This is a genomic window from Mycobacterium simulans (assembly GCF_900232995.1).
Classification (GTDB): domain Bacteria; phylum Actinomycetota; class Actinomycetes; order Mycobacteriales; family Mycobacteriaceae; genus Mycobacterium; species Mycobacterium simulans.
This window is the reverse complement of sequence record NZ_OCVX01000003.1, coordinates 2009007-2028092: the sequence shown is the minus strand read 5'-3', so window position 1 is coordinate 2028092 and position 19086 is coordinate 2009007. Positions and strand designations below refer to the sequence as shown.

Below are 19086 nucleotides of genomic sequence, written 5' to 3'. Positions count from 1 at the left end.
CTCAGCAAAAGACGATCCGGAATATCACTGCCGCAACGCCTTTCCTGCAAACGTATTGCGGTGAAACACAACAACATTAACGGAAATGGGGGCATGTGTTGTCCTGCCGGCCCTCCCGTCGCAGCAAGTGCCGGAATGTGGAACTCGGTGCGGGCGCCGGCGATGTCGCCTGCACCGATGGGCAGGCGCGGCAACGGAATCCCGCGAGTCGCGCTGTGGTTCGCCGAAGCCGCGAACATCACCTTTGCAAGATGGACTCAACGCTGTGCGTGCGCACACGCCGTGTCGTTGCGTTGGGGTCCGGGTTCAGTCGGGGGAGGAAGGTGAGCCGGACGCCGAAGTGCTAGCCGGCGGTCGGGCCGCCAACCGATCGCAAATGGCCATATAGCACACCGAGGCGCGCGAATGCATAGAAATTCGCACAAATCGCGTCGAAACCGCGCCCGGCGCGAAGAAAATCAACAAACACGCCAGCCGGACGATGCACAATGCACAACGCGCAATACGCGCGCAATGCACATTGCACAATGCGCACCCAATGCACATTGCACAATGAGCAATGCAAAATGCACAATGCGGCCACTATCGAGAAAGCCAGAGGTCGGCTAATCTTCGACGTTGACGGTGAAAGTCATTGGCGCAGTGGACAAGTACGCAACCTGACTTAGGGCTGACGGTAATCCGTGAGGCAACAAATCAGGCTACGCAGACTTTTTAGTGAGTCAAAAGCGAGGCCTTGCCGACGGATTGTTACCTGTAATATATTCGCGTATCAGTGACACCGATGTTCCGAATTTTGTTCTGCATCCAGTTCTGGATCGACTATCCGTCTTAAGATCTGAAGAGGTGGCATTGTGGCCGGTCCTGGTACCAGCATTGCAACGGACTACCCGTTCACTCAGCCGCACGCGTTGTCGGCGTCGTACGAGCTCGGCGAACTCCGGCAGCGCTGCCCGGTTGCCGACGTGCGCTTTCCGAGCGGCGACCCGGCGGTGGTCATCACCCGCTACGACGATGCCAAGCAACTGCTGGACGACCGTCGAGTCAGTCGGAACATGTATCGTGCGGACGCGGCCAGGCTTTCGACCACACAGCTCAACATGCTGGAGCTGGAGTTCGTCTCAACATTGGTTGACCCGCCCAATCACACGCGGATTCGCCGGTTGTTCGCCAAGGCGCTGCGCCGAGGGCGGATCGAGGAGTTGCGGCCAAGAATCGTCACGATTGTCGACGAGCTGCTCGATGCAATGCTGGCCGGGCCGATGCCCGCCGACGCCGTCGAGGCCCTCGCCCGACCGCTGCCGCGGCAGATTATCGGTGAGATGTTCGGGTTTCCGGCCGATGATGGGGACCGAGCCCAGTACTGGGCGGAGCGGTTGTTTAGCCTCTCGCGCCACACGGCCGAGGAGATGGCCGCGGGCCAGCAGGAGTTCGCGCAGTTCATTTGTGATCTGGCCGAGAAACGGCGAGCCGAACCGACGGGCGATTTCTTCAGCGATCTGGTCGCCGTGTCGGACGTCGACGACGGGCGGCTCAGTCACCTCGAACTGGTCTACCTCGCACAGGCACTCTTCGCCGCGGGCATCGACTCCACCTGGGTGATGATTTCCCGGATGATCGGTCTGCTGCTGCACAAGGGTTGCTATGGCCGGGTGGTTGCCGATCCGAAACTGATCGAGTCGACGGTCGAGGAGGTGCTGCGCTACCTGCCGCCGTCGAACCTCGGTGCTCTCCGTTATGCAATCGAGGACATCGAGCTCGACGACACGGTAATCCCGAAGGGAACGACGATCGCGATCAGCACTACTTCGGCGAACCGCGACGCCCGCGTCTTCGACGACTCCGAGGAGTTCCTGGTCGACCGATCGGACAATCGGCATATCAGTTTCGGCCACGGTCGGTTTCTGTGTCCGGGCGCCTGGCTCGCCCGTTGCGAGATGCAGTCGCTCCTGCGAGGTTTGGTCACCCGAGTGCCGACACTTGAGCTTGCGGTGGATGTGGACGACCTGGAGGTTCGCACCGGGATGATGAACGAGGGCATGCTGTCGTTGCCGGTGCGTTGGTAACGCCCTGACGACGACGCAAAGGCCGCCATGACACACCCGAGAGCGACGGTCGCCGCTTCCGCGCCGACCGCTGATGGCACACTCAACAGCGCGCTGATCACCCCGCGGCGGCGCAACTTCATCTTCCTGGCAATCGTGCTCGGCATACTGCTCTCGACGCTGGATCAGACCATCGTCGCGATCGCGTTGCCAACCATCGTCGCCGACCTGGGAGAGGCCGGTCGTCAATCATGGGTGGTCACCAGCTACCTGGTGGCCTCGACGATCGTCACAGCGCTGGTCGGCAAGCTCGGCGATATGTTCGGACGCAAGCGGGTGTTTCAAGTCGCCGTGCTGCTCTTTGTGGTGGGGTCGGTGTTGTGCGGGCTGGCGCAGTCGATGACCATGCTGGTGTTATCGCGTGCCCTACAGGGAATCGGCGGAGGCGCCATCACCGTCACCGCCGTCGCCCTGGTCGGTGAGGTTGTGCCGCTTCGAGATCGCGGGAGGTATCAGGGGATCCTGGGCGCGGTAATCGGCGTCACGACGGTCGGGGGCCCGTTGCTCGGGGGCTACTTCACCGACTATCTGACCTGGCGGTGGGCGTTTTGGATCAACCTCCCGGTCTCGGCGGTGGTGATCTGTGTGGCGGCCGCGGCGATCCCGGCGCTGGCAGCCGTTACCAAACCCGTAATCGACTATGCCGGCATCGTTTTCATTGGCCTGAGCGCGGCCGCATTGACTTTGGCCACCAGTTGGGGCGGCGCCGTCTACGCGTGGGGGTCGGCGCCGATCATTGGGCTGTTCGCGGGTGCCGCGGTGACTCTCGGCGTGTTCGTATGGGTGGAAACCCGTGCTGCCCAACCGATTTTGCCAACTCGGCTGTTCGCCGGGCCGGTATTCAGCGTGTGCTGTGTGCTGGCGTTCGTCGTAGGGTTCGCGATGCTGGGTGCACTGACATTCGTGCCAACATTCATGCAGTACGTCAACGGTGTTTCGGCGATCGCCTCGGGTCTGCGCGTACTGCCGATGGTGATCGGCATGTTGATCACCTCCATCGGTAGCGGCAGCGTGGTCGGGCGTACCGGTCGCTACAAGATCTTTCCGGTGGTCGGCACCGCGCTGATGACGATCGCGTTTGTCCTGATGTCTGGCATGGACGGATCGACTTCTGCGACAACGCAATCGGTCTACCTGCTGATCCTGGGTGCCGGCATCGGCCTGACCACGCAGGTGCTGGTACTGATCGTGCAGAACACGTCGAATTTCGACGACCTAGGCGTTGCCACCTCCGGCATAAGTTTCTTCCGCACCATCGGCGGCTCGTTCGGGGCAGCCATATTTGGTTCCTTGTTCGTCAACCTCCTCAACTCACGGCTGGCTTCGGCGCTGGCGGCCACCGGCGCGTCCGACGACGTGGTGAGCTCGCCCGTAGCGCTGCACCGACAACCCCCTGCCGTGGCCGTGCCGATTGTGCACGCCTACGCCGGGTCGCTAGCCCTGGTATTCCTGTGCGCGGCTCCGGTGGCCGCGATCGGTTTTGTCTTGGCGCTGTTTATGCGCGAAGTTCCGTTGCGCGACATCCACAACAGGGCAGTCGATTTCGGTGAGGGGTTTCGGAATGCCAACGACCGATACCCCGGAACAACCGCTGCAGAATGTGATCGCACGCATGCCGCGCAGCGATGACGCGGGCATACCGCCCGCTTGAGCCGTTGTTTGACATCGGTGTGGAGTCGGCGCCGACGGCTCGGCGGCCTGACTTGCGGCGCAGCTCGAACAGATCCCCGATGGCCGCGAGGCGGGCCGAACTGATTTGGGCTTCGGCGCGCCCCGCCGCGCGCATCCGGTCGATCAGGGAACGGGACTGATCGGTGTCGGACGGCTCCCCGAGACATCACAGCCGACACGCGCATTCCATCGCTCGGGTGCTGCGGTTCACCGGGGGCTAACCCGGTGATCAGCCGGGAGAACCAGCTCGCCAGCGTTCTGACACACACCAGTCGGCGGCAAATCTGGTTTGGATCAGGGCGGACGTGCTACACGCCGGCGTCAGCGCCCGGCATACCATCGCTCGTGTGCTGCTCAACCGTGCCACCGCCGAGGGCATTGCGAACGGTCGCGTCAACCTGGTGCTGCGGCGCTGGGACGTCGCACGAGCAAAACCTGGTGGCACCCAACGCACGATGGCGGGCACGATCCGCATCGACGATGTCGAGGAGCTTCCCCACGACTATCGGGTCACCGAGCAGCAGGCACGCGCTGCCGGCTTTCCTGATGCCGCGATCGCGCAGGCGGAGCTGGATCGGCGGCCCGCGAAACACACATACCTCATCACGGTGTCGTTCGCCGGCCCCGACGAACGCCCGGCGCTCGCAGCGGACGACGCCCTGACCGCCGATGACGTCGCGGCGATCGTGACCGGCCTCGACCGCCTCGATACCGCCAGCCCGTCCGGCGCGTGGACCAGAAGGTACCTGCGGTTGATCGCCGATAACGAGGCGGTGCGCGCCCCCAACCTGGCGGCCGGAGAAGGGCTGGACGTGCCTCGGTTCAAGCGGCGGGTCCGCCGGCTCAAGGAATTGGGCCTGACGATCAGCCTCGATGTCGGCTACCGGTTGTCGCCGCGGGGCCGGGCTTTTCTGGAAGCAATCGGCTAATGTTGTTGTTACCCAAATGCATTCGCACCGATGAGTTTAGTGTGTTCGTCCTGCCCGACGGGCGCGAACTGGCCTATCTGGAATGGGGCGACCCCGCCGGCTACCCGGCGTTCTACTTCCACGGCACGCCAAGTTCGCGGCTGGAGGGCGCTTTCGCCGACGGAGCCGCAAAGCGAGCGGGCCTTCGGCTCATCGCAATTGATCGGCCAGGGTTTGGTCGCTCAACCTTCAAGCAAGGACGTACCTTTCGTGATTGGCCGGCAGACGTTTGCGCTCTGGCCGACGCGTTCGAGCTGGAACAGTTTGGCGTGGTTGGACATTCGGGTGCCGGACCGCACCTGTTTGTCTGCGGGACCGTCATCCCGCCCGCACGGCTGAAGTTCGTCGGCGCGCTTGGACCGTGGGGTCCGCTGGCGACACCGGACATCATGCGCAGCCTGAACTCGACGGACCGGTTCTATGCCCGGCTGGCGCAACGCGCGCCGCGCACATTCGGCGCTTTGTTTGCGCCCCTCGGCTGGTGCGCGAAGTACTCCCCAAGGCTGTTTTGCCGGTTGGTGACGGCTTCGGTATCCGGGGCCGACCAACAGCGCATGCGCGACGAGCTTTTCGCCCAGCACTTCCGCGCCATCCAGCTCGAAGCGTTCCGTCAGGGCAGCCGCGGCGCAGCGTATGAATCGCTACTCGAGTATCGACCGTGGGACTTCGACGTCGCCGACGTGGCCGTGCCCACCCACATCTGGTTAGGCAGCGAAGACACCTTCGTACCGCGCTCGATGGGGGAGTATCTCGAGCGCACGATCCCAGACGTTGATTTTCACTGGACGGACGGCAAAGGCCATTTCCACATCGAAGATTGGGACGAGATCTTCGCCGCTATTCGCGCCTGAGCCGCGACGCTCTGGCTCAATGTCGTCGCCGGCTTGCGGCGCTATTCGCGCCTGAGCCGCGACTCGACGAACGACTCCAACTTTTCCCACTCCCGAACCGCGGTGGCATACGGCGGCGCGGGCTTGCTAACCGCATCGGGGTCCAGCACGTAGGCCACCAGCTTGCCCAGTGGCTTGCCGGAGTCCAGCGCCTTGTCGACGGTGCTTTCCTCGGAGTAGTCGCCGATATCGCGGAGCAGCTCGACGGCGAGGTCGAGCTGGTCGCGGTCCACCGCGTCGGGCCCGTCGGCGAAATCGTCGGCGAGGCCGCTCAGCACATAGACGTTGTCGTCGGTGACGTCCACGGCCAGTGACCCGTCGGTGGCGGCGGTGCGGATGTCGTCGTAGGTACTCAGATCCGACAAGTCATGGTCGTGCTCGTCGGCAAGGTAGCGGGCCAGTGCGCGCTCGGAGCTGAATACACTGATCCGGCCGTTGCGGCCAAGGAATATCGGCCGATCATCCAGGTAGCAGCGCAGCGTATAGAAGGTGCCTGAACCCGTCATGATCTGGATCGGGTCGATTCCCACTTGCAGCCAGAAATCCTCCTGGCTGCCAAGCACGACAGTGTCGCCGGGCGCGCGTTCTTCCTCCTCTTCCTCGGCCTCCTCGCCCTCCTCGGCCTCGTCAACCGCGTCCTGGGCGGCCTCGGCGTCGGACTCGTCAGATGCTTCGGGCTCTTCGATCTCCTCTTCCAGTTCTTCGGCGGCCTTCTCCGACAGCTCCGCGTCGACGTCCGGAGTGCTGATGATGTCCTCGACGGCCTTGAGCACGTCATCCCAGCTTCGCCCGATGATCTCGGCGATCGCGTTCCAGCGTTTCTGGCCGGCCTTCCCGGTGAAGTGTTCGATGCCGCCGGACACCGTGCCCAGCATGGGATTGCCGTTGAAGAACTTCGACACCGCCGCCAGCTCGCACACCGATCCGATGGACGAGACCACGGCTAGTGTCGCCGCAAGCGCCGACACCGCGTCTTCTGTCGGCTTCTCGGCCACCAGCTCCTCGACGACCATCAGATCGAACTGCTTGTTTTCGGACGGCTCGAAGTGGTGCGCGTGCGCCTCGGTCAGACCCTGCCACGCCGGGTGGTCGACCACGTCGTTGTCGGTGTTGGAACGCACGAATGCGACCAGGTCAGCGACGCTTTCGAAGCCGTACAGGTCGTCGTCCTTGCCCAGAAACGCTTCCCACTCGTCGCCGGCATCACGCCACCGAGGCGCCCACAGCGTGTAGCGGTCACCTTCGGACAGGCTCAGGCGGATGGGCACGAGGTCAGCAGCCATGCGGCACAGAATAGCGACCTCGCCCGCTGGCGCTTATCCGCCCCAAATACTTGCGATGGGGGCGGCATTCGCCGCATTGCCCGTCTTGGGCAGCCCATACATCTGCTCCAGCGTGGAAAGAACGTTGTAGTGGTTGATCTGCTCGGTGTAGGTGCCGGGCTGCACGTGCGCGCCGTAGAACACCGTCGGAATTTGGTTCCGGCTGGATCCGTCGTCCTCGTCCCAGGTCACGATCAGCAGGCTGTTGTTGGCTTTGGCCCAGTTCGCATAGGCAGCCAGCTCGCGGTTCAACCAGGCGTCGCCGGCAGCGATCGAGCCGTCGTGCATGTTGTTGGCGGCATTGGGAATGACGAACGCGACGGTCGGCAGGCTGGCGTAGTTGTCCGGGGTGGGAAACGCGGAAAACGGCACCGAAGCTGCAGGTGGCACGTTGCTGAAGTTGACCCACGGCACGTGCTTGCGGCCGTACTTGCCCGCCGCGCAGACCGTTGAGCCGACCGCGGGCAGGTCTTCTGAATAACCCACGAATGTGTAACCGGCGGCTAGCAATTCAGAACCCAAATTGGGCAGGTTGCCGCCGTTGACCGGACAGGTGTTCTTAGTCAGCCCAAAGGTGTTGCCGGCGAACAGCGCCAGGTAGTTCGGTTCGCTTGGGTGTGTTTCGGCGAACGATTGGGCCATCATTGCGCCGTTGGCAGCCAGTGCGTTGATGAATGGCGCCGACTTGTTACCGATGATGTTGGCCTGAGAACGGTTTTCTTCCACCACGATCACCACGTGCGCGAAGGTTGGCAGGGCTGCCGCCGCGAGGCTCACGCGGGGGGCCATGGCGCTGGTTGCAACCACCAAAACGGCTACAGCCAGCGCTCGGAACGCCCTGGTCTGGGGTCGCCGGTGATCCCGCATGCCGGGAGTATATGGGCGGTTTGTACGGCATACGGCCTCGCGCGACGTGTGTTAGCGGTACTACCCCTGATTGTTACGTACGCTCGAACCCATGGACGTGTGCGTCGTAGACCACCCGCTGGCCGCTGCCCGACTGACCGTGCTGCGCGATGAACGCACCGATCCGGCTGCGTTCCGTGCCGCGTTGCGCGAGTTGACGCTTGTCTTGGTTTACGAGGCCAGCCGGGACGCACCCCGCGAGCCGGTCAAGATCCGGACCCCAGTGGCTGAAACGGTCGGGACGCGACTCATCAACCCGCCACTACTGGTTCCCGTGTTGCGCGCCGGCCTGGGGATGATCGATGAGGCACAGGCTGCGATACCCGAGTCCCAGGTCGGGTTCGTCGGTATGGCGCGCGACGAGGAAACCCACGAGCCGGTCACCTATATGGAGAAGTTGCCCGACGATCTCAGAGGCTGGCCGGTAATGGTCCTCGATCCCATGCTGGCAACTGGTGGGTCGATGATCCAAACGATTGAACTGCTGAAACGCCGCGGCGCAACGGAATTCATCGTGCTCTGTGTGGTGGCTGCACCGGAAGGGCTTGCGGCGCTTGAGAAGGCGGCGCCCACCGCCCGGGTGTTCACTGTGGCGGTCGACGAAGGGCTCAATCAGGCCGCATATATCGTGCCGGGTCTCGGCGACGCCGGCGACCGGCAGTTCGGGCCCAGCCCGTTCACCGAGCCGCAACCGAAGAGGCCAGCTCCGCACGCACCGCGGCGGCCCGTTCCCGGGCATGTCGTAGGTCACCGGTCACCGCACAGCGAACCTCCAAATAACACTTCACCTTCGGCTCGGTTCCGGAAGGGCGCACCGCCACCCTGATCGAAGTGCCGTCGTCGCCGCCGGTGAAGATCAGCACATCGGTGATATCGGTGACGGTCACGGCAAATCCAGCCAGCCGATCCGGCGGCACCCTACGCAGCCGCTGCATCCAAGCGGCAGCCTCTTCGGGATTGGCGACCCGACGCGATACTGCGGCAACATCGTGCACTCCGTGGCGCCGCGCGAGCTCGTTGAGCACATCAGACACCGAGCGACCCTGCTGTTTCAGCATGGCGACCAGATCGCACACCAAAACCGCGGCACTGATGCCGTCCTTATCGCGCACCGCGACGGGATCGACGCAATGCCCGATCGCCTCCTCGTAGGCGTATGCCAGCGTTCCGCCGGCGATGCCCTCGTCGGCGCGCGCCAACCATTTGAAACCGGTGAGGGTTTCTACGTGGACCGCGCCGTAGTGCGCGGCGATCGCGGCCAGCATCCGCGACGACACCAGCGTGCTGGCAACCACCATGTGCTCCGGATTCGAGGCCCGCGACAAAATGTAATCGCCTAGCAGCCAACCGGTTTCGTCGCCGGACAGCATCCGCCAGCCCGACGCCCCCGATTTCCCCAAAGGGATGCCCACCGCACACCGGTCGGCATCGGGATCGAGTGCGATCGCGATGTCGGCGCGGACGTCGTTAGCCAGGGCGAGCAGTGCGTCGGTGGCACCGGGCTCCTCCGGATTTGGGAATCTCACGGTAGGGAAGTCGGGATCCGGCGCGAATTGTGCTGCGACGGTTTGCACATCGTCGAAGCCGGCCCGTCGCAGCGTCTCGACTGCGACCGCGCCGCCGACCCCGTGCATCGGTGTCAGGGCCACCCGCACCGAACCGGCGCAGTGGCGGACTCCGGCCGCGCGCTGAATGTAGTGGTCAACCAGCTCGTTGCCGGTGGCTCGGACCGGTTTCCTGGCGATCCGATCGGCCAGGGGAGCCGACGACATCGCGGCTTCAATCTGGTGGTCGGTGGGAGAGACGATCTGGATGCCGTCGTCGAGATACACCTTGTACCCGTTGTCGGTCGGGGGGTTATGCGATGCGGTGATCTGTATCCCGGCGGCGGCCCCGATGTGGCGCACCGCGAACGCGACCACGGGTGTGGGCACTGGATCGGGCAATAGCAGAACCGAAAAACCTTCTGCAGCAAGCACTTCAGCAGTAGCGGCGGCAAATGTCGCCGAGCCGTGCCGAGCGTCGCGCCCTACGATCACCGGTGATCGGGCGAGGCCGCGGCTGGTGAGCACCTGTGCCACCGCCCAAGTGGCGCGCAGCACCACGGCAACATTCATCGCGTCCGGCCCGCCGCGCACCGGACCGCGCAGCCCCGCGGTGCCGAACGCCAGCGGACGAGCGAATCGCGCTGCCAGTTCGTCGGGGTCACACGCGGCAAGCTCGGCGGCCGTCCGCGGGTCCGGGTCGTGAGCGATCCAATCCTGCGGTGTCACAGTCACTTTCTAAAACCGAGCTATGACGTCGGCCAGCAGCGATCCCATCCGAGCCGCCGATGCGGCCCCGGCGGCGAGCACCTCGGCGTGGCTCACCGGCTTGCCGGTGATCCCGGCAGCGAGGTTCGTCACCAGGGACACCCCGAGCACCTCGGCACCCGCCGCCCGGACGGCGATGGTCTCGTGCACGGTCGACATTCCAACCAGGTCGGCGCCCAACGTTTGCAGCATCCGGATCTCCGCGGGCGTCTCATAATGCGGACCCGGCAGGGCGGCGTACACGCCCTCGGCCAGCTCCGGGTCCGCGGCGTGAGCCAGCGCCCGCAACCGCGGTGAATACGCGTGGGTCAGGTCGACGAACTGCGCACCGACCAGTGGCGAACGCGCGGTCAGGTTCAGGTGGTCACTGATCAGCATCGGCTGGCCCACCTGCAGCTCCCGACGCAGGCCGCCGGCCGCGTTGGTGAGCACGACGATCCGCGCTCCCGCGGCACACGCCGACCGCACCGGGTGCACGACGTGCCGCAGCTCGTGTCCCTCGTAGGCGTGTATGCGACCGGCCAGCAACAGCACCCGGTGCCTACCGATCGGCACCGACAACAGCTCCCCGGCATGACCGGCCGCCTGCGGGGGCGTGAAACCTGGCACTTCGGCGTAAGGCACCGCGGCGGTAGGGGAGCCCAGTGCCGCAACGGCCGGTGCCCATCCCGACCCAAGAACGACCGCGACGTCGTGCTCTCCGATCCCGGTGCGCTCTGCGATGACCTGGGCCGCCCGTTGTGCGAGTTCGGCGGGATCAGTCACAGTGGGGGAGCGTAACTCGCTCGGTGAGATACTGCGAGCATGCTTGCTGCCAGCGCCCTGGATAACGTCGAGGAAGTGGTGCGGCGCCGTGGCAGCGAACTGGTCGAGCTGTCCCATGCGATCCACGCCGAACCGGAGTTGGCGTTCGCCGAACACCGCAGCTGCGCCAAGGCCCAGGCGCTGGTTGCCGAACGCGGTTTCGAGGTAGCCGCGGCCGTCGCGGGTTTGGACACGGCATTTCGCGCCGACTACGGCAATGGGCCGCTGGTGGTCGGGATCTGCGCAGAATTACGACGCGCTTCCCGGGATTGGCCACGCCTGCGGTCACAACATCATTGCGGCATCGGCGGTGGGCGCCGCGCTGGCATTGGCCGAGGTAGCCGACGACTTGGGTCTTACCGTGGCGTTGCTGGGCACTCCCGCCGAGGAGTCCGGCGGCGGTAAGGCGCTGATGCTGCAGGCTGGGACGTTCGATGATGTCGCGGTGGCGGTGATGGTTCATCCCGGGCCGACCGACATCGCCGGCACCCGATCGTTGGCATTGTCCGAGGTCACCGTGGAGTACCGCGGCAAGGAATCGCACGCCGCCGTCGCCCCGCACCTCGGGGTCAACGCCGCCGACGCCGTGACCGTTGCCCAGGTGGCCGTGGGCTTGCTGCGGCAGCAGCTGGCGCCAGGGCAGCTTGTGCACGGCATCGTCACCGAGGGCGGGCAGGCGGTCAACGTCATCCCCGGGCATGCGACGTTGCAGTATGCGATGCGGGCGGTGGAATCGGATTCGCTGCGCGAGCTAGAGGGCAGGATGTTCGCTTGCTTTGCCGCTGGTGCGCTGGCCGCCGGCTGTGAATACGAAATCGACAACGCCGCACCGGCATACGCGGAGCTCAAACCCGACCAATGGCTAGCCGAGGTATGCCGCGAGGAGATGCGGCGGCTAGGGCGCGAGCCGGTGCCATCCGCCATGGAGGCGGCGCTCCCGTTGGGCAGCACCGACATGGGTAACGTGACGCAGGTGATACCGGGGATTCATCCGGTGATCGGTGTGGACGCCGGCGGTGCGACGGTTCACCAGCGCGCCTTCGCTGCGGCAGCCGTCGGTGCCAGCGCCGATCGCGCGGTTGTCGACGGCGCGATCATGTTGGCGCGCACCATCGTTCATCTCGCCCAGACTCGCGACGAGCGTGATCGGGTACTGGAGGCTCGCGATAAACGGGTGGCCTCATGAGCCGCGCCGGCGACGATGCAGAGCGTAGCGATGAGGAGGAGCGGTGCATATGAGCCTTGTCGACACCGCCGAATCGTGGCTCGCCGCGCACTACGCCGAGCTGGTCGAATGGCGCCGGCACATCCACCGCTATCCGGAGTTGGGCCGCCAGGAGTACGCCACGACGCAGTTCGTTGCCGAGCGGTTGGCCGATGCGGGGCTCAACCCCAAGGTGTTGCCCGGGGGAACGGGACTGACCTGCGACTTCGGTCCCGAGCATCAGCCGAGGATTGCGCTGCGCGCCGACATGGATGCGCTGCCGATGGCCGAACGGACCGGCGCGCCGTACGCCTCGACGATGCCCAATGTCGCGCACGCCTGTGGTCATGACGCGCACACAGCGATCCTGCTGGGTACCGCGCTGGCGTTGGCGTCGGTACCCGAGCTCCCGGTCGGAGTGCGGCTGATCTTCCAGGCGGCCGAAGAGCTGATGCCCGGCGGCGCCATCGACGCGATCGCCGCCGGAGCGCTGATCGGGGTGTCACGAATCTTCGCCCTGCACTGCGATCCTCGGCTCGAGGTCGGCAAGATCGCGGTCAGACATGGCCCCATCACTTCGGCGGCCGACTCCATCGAGATCACGCTGTATTCGCCCGGTGGACACACGTCGCGTCCACACTTGACCGCCGACTTGGTCTACGGGCTCGGCACGTTGATCACCGGGCTGCCCGGGGTGCTGTCGCGTCGTATCGACCCGCGCAACGGCACGGTGCTGGTGTGGGGGGCGGTCAATGCGGGCGTGGCCGCCAACGCCATTCCCCAAACCGGCGTCCTGTACGGCACCGTTCGCACCGCGAGCCGGCAGACCTGGGTCGACCTCGAGGAGATCATCCGCCAAGCGGTGTCTGCGCTGCTGTCGCCATTGGCCATTGAGCACACCCTGCAATACCGACGCGGCGTGCCACCCGTCGTCAACGAGGACGTCTCGACACGCATCCTCACCCACGCCATCGAGGCCGTCGGCCCCGATGTGCTCGCCGACACCCGGCAATCCGGCGGCGGTGAGGACTTCTCCTGGTACCTGGAGGAAGTGCCGGGCGCGATGGCGCGCCTGGGGGTTTGGTCGGGCGAGGGACCGCAATTGGACCTACATCAGCCAACATTCGACCTCGACGAGCGTGCGCTGGGGATCGGGGTGCGAGTGTTGGTGAACATCATCGAGCAGGCCGCAGCCTTCTGACCGCGAGCGTGCGTGTCTGTGCAAGGACACGCCGCGCTGGCCGGCATTCTGTGCACCCTCAGCAGGGTGAATTGTCGGTACGGGCGGCCCCCCGGACGATAGCGTGTGTGCAGCCAGAGCTGAGCCAGCTACTCGACTCGCAGGGTGGGGTCGTTACTTCCGCCCAGGCCTTGACATTCCTTACCCGGCGCGGCCTGGAAGCACACATAAAAAGCGGGGTCCTGCAAAAGATTTGGCATGGCATTTACGGCGGCGGTGAATTGACCACCGAGTTGCGACTGCGCGGCCTGGACCTGGCCGCCGGCACGACGGTCGCGGCATGCATGGGTACCGCCGCCGCTGCGTACGGCTTCGACACCGAACGAACAACGGATCTGCACGTGCTCAATCCCGGTGGTCGGCAATTGCGTTCAGCCGACGGCCTGATCGTGCACCGCCGTGTGGCTGCGCCGTTGACATTGGTTGCGGGACGCCCTGTCACGGCGCCGCCGTGGACAGCGGTCGAGGTCGCCCGCGGGCTGCGCCGGCCTCGGGCGCTGGCGACCCTGGACGCCGCTTTGCGCAGCGGCACGTGCAGCCACTTCAATCTGGAGCGGGCTATTGACCTGCAATCCGGACGTCGCGGCATCGTAAATGTGCGCGAGTTGTTGGGATTGGCGTCCCCGCAGGCTGAGTCGCCAATGGAGAGTGAGGCCCGCCTGGTAATGATCGACGGCGGCTTGCCACCGCCCGTGTTGCAATACCAGCTCGTGGACACCGTTGGGCGGATCTGGCGGCTCGACTTTGCCTGGCCCGAACACCGCGTCGCGGCCGAGTACGACGGCGTCGAATGGCACAGCGGGCCGGACGCATTTCTCCGGGACCGCCGGCGTGCGTCTGCCCTCCAACAGCTGGGCTGGCTGGTCGTTCCCATCATCGCCGAGGATGTCAGGTACCGACCGGTCGAACTTATCCGGCGACTCGAGACATCGCTACGACGGGCCGCGTGAGAGTGCGTAAAGTGCCAGTAGCAACGGCGTGTCGCTGTACAGACATGCACGCTCGCGAGACCGAGGCTAGGTGGTCCCCGGGCCGATGTTGCGGGCCGGACGGGTACGCAGGTCGTGAACGTAATCGGCTGGGGCGCCGGCGATTTCGGCGGCGTCGGCCATGACTCCCAGATAGCGCGCCGACGGCAGCCCGCCCTCCCAGGCATCCAGCACGTAGAGCCAGGCCAGGACGGGATCGGTTGTGGTGTCCGAGGATAAGCGCTCCACGCGACAGCGGATCTTCTGGTGGACGCCGAACTCGGAGCCCTCCCACTGATCAAGGTTCTTCTCGTCCGACGGCGTCATGTCGTAGAGCACGACGAACACCTTCGAATCGGGATCCTCGACGACGGTGGCCAGTGCCCCTTCCCAGCCGATGTCTTCACCGCCGAACGTCAGCCGCCACCCGTGTAGCCAGCCGGTTCCGGCCATCGGCGAGTGGGGCGCCCGCTTGAGCATCTGCTCGGGATGCATGTTCGACCCATAGGCTGCGTAGAGCGGCACGGGGAAAGCTTAAACAACACACCGGCGCGCTAGGTTAAGCCTGTGGTGACACGCATTGTGATCCTTGGCGGGGGACCGGCCGGTTACGAGGCCGCATTGGTAGCGGCAACCTCCCACCCCGAATCAACCCGTGTCACCGTCATCGACTCCGAAGGCATCGGCGGGGCGGCTGTGCTCGACGATTGCGTGCCCTCCCAGACCTTCATCGCCCCCACCCGCCTGCGCACCGAACTGCGCAAAGCGCCCCAACTGGGCTTTGACATCGACATCGAGGACGCCAAAATCTCGCTGCCGCAAATCCACGCCAGGGTTAAGTCGCTGGCGGCGGCACAGTCGGCCGACATCACCGCTTCGCTGAAGGGCATGGGAGTGGAGGTGATCGCCGGCCGCGGTGAGCTGGTCGATCCCACCCCCGGGCTGGCGCGGCACCGCATCAAGGCGACCGCCCCCGACGGCACGACCAGCGAGCACGACGCCGATGTCGTGCTGATCGCCACCGGCGCCAGCCCCCGCATCCTGCCGTCGGCCCGGCCCGACGGCGAGCGCATCCTGACCTGGCGGCAGCTCTATGACTTGAAGGCGTTGCCCGAGCACCTCGTGGTGGTCGGCTCGGGGGTTACCGGTGCCGAGTTCGTGCACGCCTACACCGAGTTGGGTGTGCAGGTGTCGGTTGCCGCCAGCCGGGACCGGGTGCTGCCGTACGAGGACGCCGACGCCGCGCTGGTCTTGGAAGAGTCGTTCGCCGAACGCGGCGTGCGGTTGTTCAAGAACGCGCGCGCCGAATCGGTCACCCGTACCGACGCCGGGGTCCTGGTGACCATGACCGACGGCCGCACCGTCGAGGGCAGCCACGCCCTGATGACCATCGGGTCGATCCCCAACACCAGCGGGCTGGGCCTGGAACGCGTCGGCATCGAGCTCGGGCCGGGCGACTATCTGAAGGTGGACCGGGTGTCGCGCACCTCGGTGCCGGGCATTTACGCGGCCGGCGACTGCACCGGTCTGCTGTTGTTGGCTTCGGTCGCCGCGATGCAGGGCCGAATCGCGATGTATCACGCGCTGGGCGAAGGGGTGAGCCCGATCCGGTTGCGCACGGTGGCCGCCACGGTGTTCACCCGCCCCGAGATCGCCGCCGTCGGCGTGCCGCAATCGGCGATCGACGACGGGTCGTTCAGCGCGCGCACCATCATGTTGCCGCTGCACACCAACGCGCGGGCCAAGATGTCAGGGCTGCGGAAAGGGTTCGTCAAGATTTTTTGCCGGAAGTCCACCGGGGTGGTGATTGGCGGGGTGGTGGTGGCGCCCATCGCGTCGGAGCTGATCCTCCCGATCGCCGTCGCCGTACAGAACCGCATTACCGTCAACGAGCTGGCCCAGACGCTCGCCGTTTACCCGTCGTTATCGGGTTCGATAACTGAGGCCGCCCGCCGCCTGATGGCGCACGACGATCTGGACTGAAGGGCAACTCACGACGGCATAAGCAACTAGCCTTGGCTAAGCAACGCCTACCCATCGGTAACTGACAGGAGTCCTTAGTCGTGAGCAACCCGATCCCCGGACCGGAGAGCGACCAGGTCTGGTCCGCTGCGTCGCTGGGCCCTGAGCAGCGCGCGTTGGCCTGGGAGAGACTCGGTACCGAGCAATTCGACGTCGTGGTTATCGGCGGCGGTGTGGTGGGTTCCGGCTGCGCGCTGGATGCCGCCACCCGCGGACTCAAGGTGGCCTTGGTCGAGGCGCGCGACTTTGCCTCCGGCACGTCGAGCCGGTCGTCGAAGATGTTCCACGGCGGCCTGCGTTATCTCGAGCAACTGGAATTCGGGCTGGTGCGTGAGGCGCTCTACGAGCGCGAGCTTTCGCTGACCACGCTGGCGCCGCATCTGGTCAAGCCGTTGCCGTTCCTGTTTCCGCTGACCAAGCGTTGGTGGGAACGCCCCTACATCGCGGCGGGCATTTTCCTCTACGACAGCCTCGGCGGCGCGAAATCGGTTCCGGCGCAGAAACATATGACCCGCGCCGGTGCGCTGCGGTTAAGTCCTGGCCTCAAACGTAGTTCGCTGATCGGTGGTATTCGCTACTACGACACCGTCGTCGATGATGCCCGGCACACCATGACGGTCGCCCGCACCGCTGCGCATTACGGCGCGGTCGTCCGGTGCTCTACCCAGGTGGTCGCGTTGCTGCGCGAAGGCGACCGGGTGATCGGCGTGCGGGTCCGCGATTCCGAGGACGGCTCGGTCACCGAAGTCCGCGGCCACGTGGTAATCAACGCGACCGGGGTGTGGACCGACGAGATTCAGGCATTGTCCAAGCAGCGCGGCCGATTCCAGGTGCGCGCGTCCAAGGGCGTGCACGTCGTGGTGCCGCGGGACCGCATCGTCAGCGACGTCGCGATCATCTTGCGCACCGAGAAGTCGGTGATGTTCGTCATCCCTTGGGGCAGTCACTGGATCATCGGGACCACCGACACCGACTGGAACCTGGACCTGGCGCACCCCGCGGCCACGAAGGCCGATATCGACTACATCCTCGGGACGGTCAACACCGTGCTGGCCACCCCGCTAACCCACGCGGATATCGACGGCGTCTACGCGGGCCTGCGGCCGCTGCTGGCCGGGGAAAGCGACGACACCTCCAAGTTGTCCCGGGAACACGCCGTGGCGGTGCCGGCGGCCGGCCTGGTCGCCATCGCGGGTGGCAAATACACCACCTATCGGGTGATGGCGGCCGACGCCGTGGACGCGGCGGCGGAGTTCATCCCGGCCAGGGTGGCGACGTCGATCACCCAAAAAGTGCCGCTGGTCGGCGCGGACGGCTATTTCGCCCTGATCAACCAAACCGAGAACGTTGGCGCGACGCGAGGTCTGCACCCATACCGGGTGCGCCACCTGCTGGACCGCTACGGGTCGCTGATCGACGAGGTCCTGGCATTGGCGGCCAAAGACCCCAGCCTGCTGGGCCCGATCAAGGAGGCGCCGGGCTACCTGAAGGTGGAAGCCCTCTACGCCGTCACGGCCGAGGGTGCGCTGCATCTCGAGGACATCCTGGCCCGACGAATGCGCATCTCGATCGAGTATCCGCACCGCGGTGTCGACTGCGCCCGGGAGGTCGCCGAGCTGGTCGCGCCGGTGCTGGGGTGGAGCGCCGCGGACACCGACCGGGAAGTCGCGAACTACAGGGCGCGGGTGGAGGCGGAGATACTGTCGCAGGCGCAGCCCGACGACGTGTCGGCGGACATGTTGCGCGCCAGCGCGCCCGAGGCGCGCGCCGAAATTCTCGAGCCGGTACCCCTCAGTTGAGTCAGCGTTGAGACCCGCGCCGCTGCCGGTTCGCGACGGATTGGGGCCCGCGCGGGTGCGGTTGCGCGGCGGACCGGTGCTGGACGAGCTGAACGCACGATTCGGCGCGGCAGCCCGCACGAAAGTCCTTGCCGGAGAAGTCGTCGACGCTCGTGGCCGAGTGGTTGACGACACCACCGTGCTGCCCAGCGGCTCTCACGTGTATCTCTACCGTGAGCTGCCCGCCGAAGTGCCGGTGCCCTTTGACATTCCGGTGCTCTATCGGGACGCGGACATCGTGGTTGTCGACAAGCCGCACTTCCTGGCCACCATGCCCAGGGGCCGTCACGTCGCGCAGACGGCGCTGGTGCGGCTGCGCCGGGAGCTGGATTTGCCCGAGCTGAGCCCGGCCCACCGGCTGGACCGGCTGACGGCCGGCGTGCTGCTGTTCACCACTCGGCGCGAGCTGCGCGGGCGGTACCAGACGCTGTTCGCCCGGGGCGCCGTGCGCAAGATCTACCTGGCCCGAGCGGCCGTTGACCCGGCCCTGGAGCTGCCGCGCGTGGTGCGAGACCGCATCGTCAAGCGGCGGGGCAACCTGCAGGCGGTCTGTGAGCCCGGCGCGCCTAACGCGGAGACGTTCGTGGAGCTGTTATCACCAGACGGTCTGTATCGGCTGACGCCGCGCACCGGACGCACGCACCAGTTAAGGGTTCACATGGCATCGCTGGGCCTGCCGATCGTCGGAGACCCGTTGTACCCGAAGGTGCTAGACGTAGCCGACAACGACTTCAGCACGCCGCTTCGACTGCTGGCGCAGCGCATCGGGTTCAAGGATCCTGTGACCGGTTCGCCCCGGGAATTCATCAGTCGCCGAGAAATCTAGGAGTCAGTTC

General features: G+C 65.6%; 12 protein-coding genes and 4 pseudogenes. 11 read left to right on the top strand and 5 right to left on the bottom strand.

The genetic code is table 11. The features are described from left to right. Nucleotides 1-854: 854 nt before the first annotated feature. From MSIMFI_RS09825 to MSIMFI_RS09810, 4 genes and pseudogenes are all read left to right on the top strand, one after another. Entirely contained in the window at nt 855-2066 is a 1212-nt protein-coding gene (locus MSIMFI_RS09825; RefSeq protein ID WP_191497064.1) for a cytochrome P450, read from the top strand. Between the two features lie 27 nt (nt 2067-2093). Next, nucleotides 2094-3756, top strand: a pseudogene (locus MSIMFI_RS09820) (MDR family MFS transporter). Between the two features lie 367 nt (nt 3757-4123). Continuing rightward, nucleotides 4124-4705 (top strand): hypothetical protein, encoded by a 582-nt coding sequence (locus MSIMFI_RS09815; RefSeq protein ID WP_191497063.1) that lies wholly within the window; start codon nt 4124-4126, stop codon nt 4703-4705. After that, complete coding sequence (locus MSIMFI_RS09810; RefSeq protein WP_191497062.1) at nt 4705-5595, top strand: alpha/beta fold hydrolase; 891 nt, start codon at nt 4705-4707, stop codon at nt 5593-5595. The genes MSIMFI_RS09815 and MSIMFI_RS09810 overlap by 1 nt, the downstream gene beginning before the upstream one ends. A 41-nt stretch (nt 5596-5636) precedes the next feature. On the opposite strand, the gene satS is transcribed toward MSIMFI_RS09810, so the two are convergent. Further along, a complete protein-coding gene (satS, locus tag MSIMFI_RS09805) occupies nt 5637-6917 on the bottom strand; it encodes a protein export chaperone SatS (protein WP_191497061.1) in 1281 nt (426 codons plus the stop codon). Between the two features lie 33 nt (nt 6918-6950). Then, entirely contained in the window at nt 6951-7823 is an 873-nt protein-coding gene (locus tag MSIMFI_RS09800; RefSeq protein WP_191497060.1) for an alkaline phosphatase family protein, read from the bottom strand. A 91-nt stretch (nt 7824-7914) separates the two neighbouring features. Here MSIMFI_RS09800 and upp point away from each other — a divergent pair. Next, nucleotides 7915-8532: pseudogene (gene upp, locus MSIMFI_RS09795) on the top strand (uracil phosphoribosyltransferase); the annotation flags it as partial. A gap of 7 nt (nt 8533-8539) precedes the next feature. Here upp and MSIMFI_RS09790 read toward each other — a convergent pair. Continuing rightward, nucleotides 8540-10135 (bottom strand): phospho-sugar mutase, encoded by a 1596-nt coding sequence (locus MSIMFI_RS09790; RefSeq protein WP_224770135.1) that lies wholly within the window; start codon nt 10133-10135, stop codon nt 8540-8542. Between the two features lie 9 nt (nt 10136-10144). Next, nucleotides 10145-10939, bottom strand: coding sequence for a purine-nucleoside phosphorylase (locus MSIMFI_RS09785; RefSeq protein WP_224770134.1), 795 nt, complete (start codon nt 10937-10939; stop codon nt 10145-10147). Between the two features lie 39 nt (nt 10940-10978). On the opposite strand from MSIMFI_RS09785, the pseudogene MSIMFI_RS09780 reads away from it, so the two are divergent. The 3 genes and pseudogenes from MSIMFI_RS09780 to MSIMFI_RS09770 all read left to right on the top strand — a co-directional run bounded on the left by MSIMFI_RS09780 (nt 10979) and on the right by MSIMFI_RS09770 (nt 14372). Next, nucleotides 10979-12164 (top strand): annotated as a pseudogene (locus MSIMFI_RS09780) (amidohydrolase). A 49-nt stretch (nt 12165-12213) separates the two neighbouring features. Continuing rightward, a complete protein-coding gene (locus tag MSIMFI_RS09775; RefSeq protein WP_191497057.1) occupies nt 12214-13383 on the top strand; it encodes a M20 family metallopeptidase in 1170 nt (389 codons plus the stop codon). A 107-nt stretch (nt 13384-13490) separates the two neighbouring features. Further along, on the top strand, nt 13491-14372 hold the full coding sequence (locus MSIMFI_RS09770) for an endonuclease domain-containing protein (RefSeq protein WP_191497056.1): 882 nt from the start codon (nt 13491-13493) through the stop codon (nt 14370-14372). A gap of 66 nt (nt 14373-14438) precedes the next feature. Here the strand turns inward: MSIMFI_RS09770 and MSIMFI_RS09765 are convergent, their stop codons facing one another. Continuing rightward, the gene (locus MSIMFI_RS09765) at nt 14439-14915 is read right to left on the bottom strand and encodes a gamma-glutamylcyclotransferase (protein WP_186241908.1); all 477 of its coding nucleotides are present in this window, start codon (nt 14913-14915) and stop codon (nt 14439-14441) included. Between the two features lie 42 nt (nt 14916-14957). Here MSIMFI_RS09765 and MSIMFI_RS09760 point away from each other — a divergent pair. The 3 genes and pseudogenes from MSIMFI_RS09760 (at nt 14958) to MSIMFI_RS09750 (ending at nt 19076) form a co-directional block, all read left to right on the top strand. Beyond that, a pseudogene (locus tag MSIMFI_RS09760) lies at nt 14958-16438 on the top strand (NAD(P)H-quinone dehydrogenase). Nucleotides 16439-16453: 15 nt separating this feature from the next. Continuing rightward, nucleotides 16454-18211, top strand: a complete 1758-nt coding sequence (locus tag MSIMFI_RS09755; RefSeq protein WP_191497054.1) for a glycerol-3-phosphate dehydrogenase/oxidase — start codon at nt 16454-16456, stop codon at nt 18209-18211. A 7-nt stretch (nt 18212-18218) separates the two neighbouring features. After that, a complete protein-coding gene (locus tag MSIMFI_RS09750; RefSeq protein ID WP_191497053.1) occupies nt 18219-19076 on the top strand; it encodes a pseudouridine synthase in 858 nt (285 codons plus the stop codon). The last annotated feature ends 10 nt before the right edge of the window (nt 19077-19086 follow it).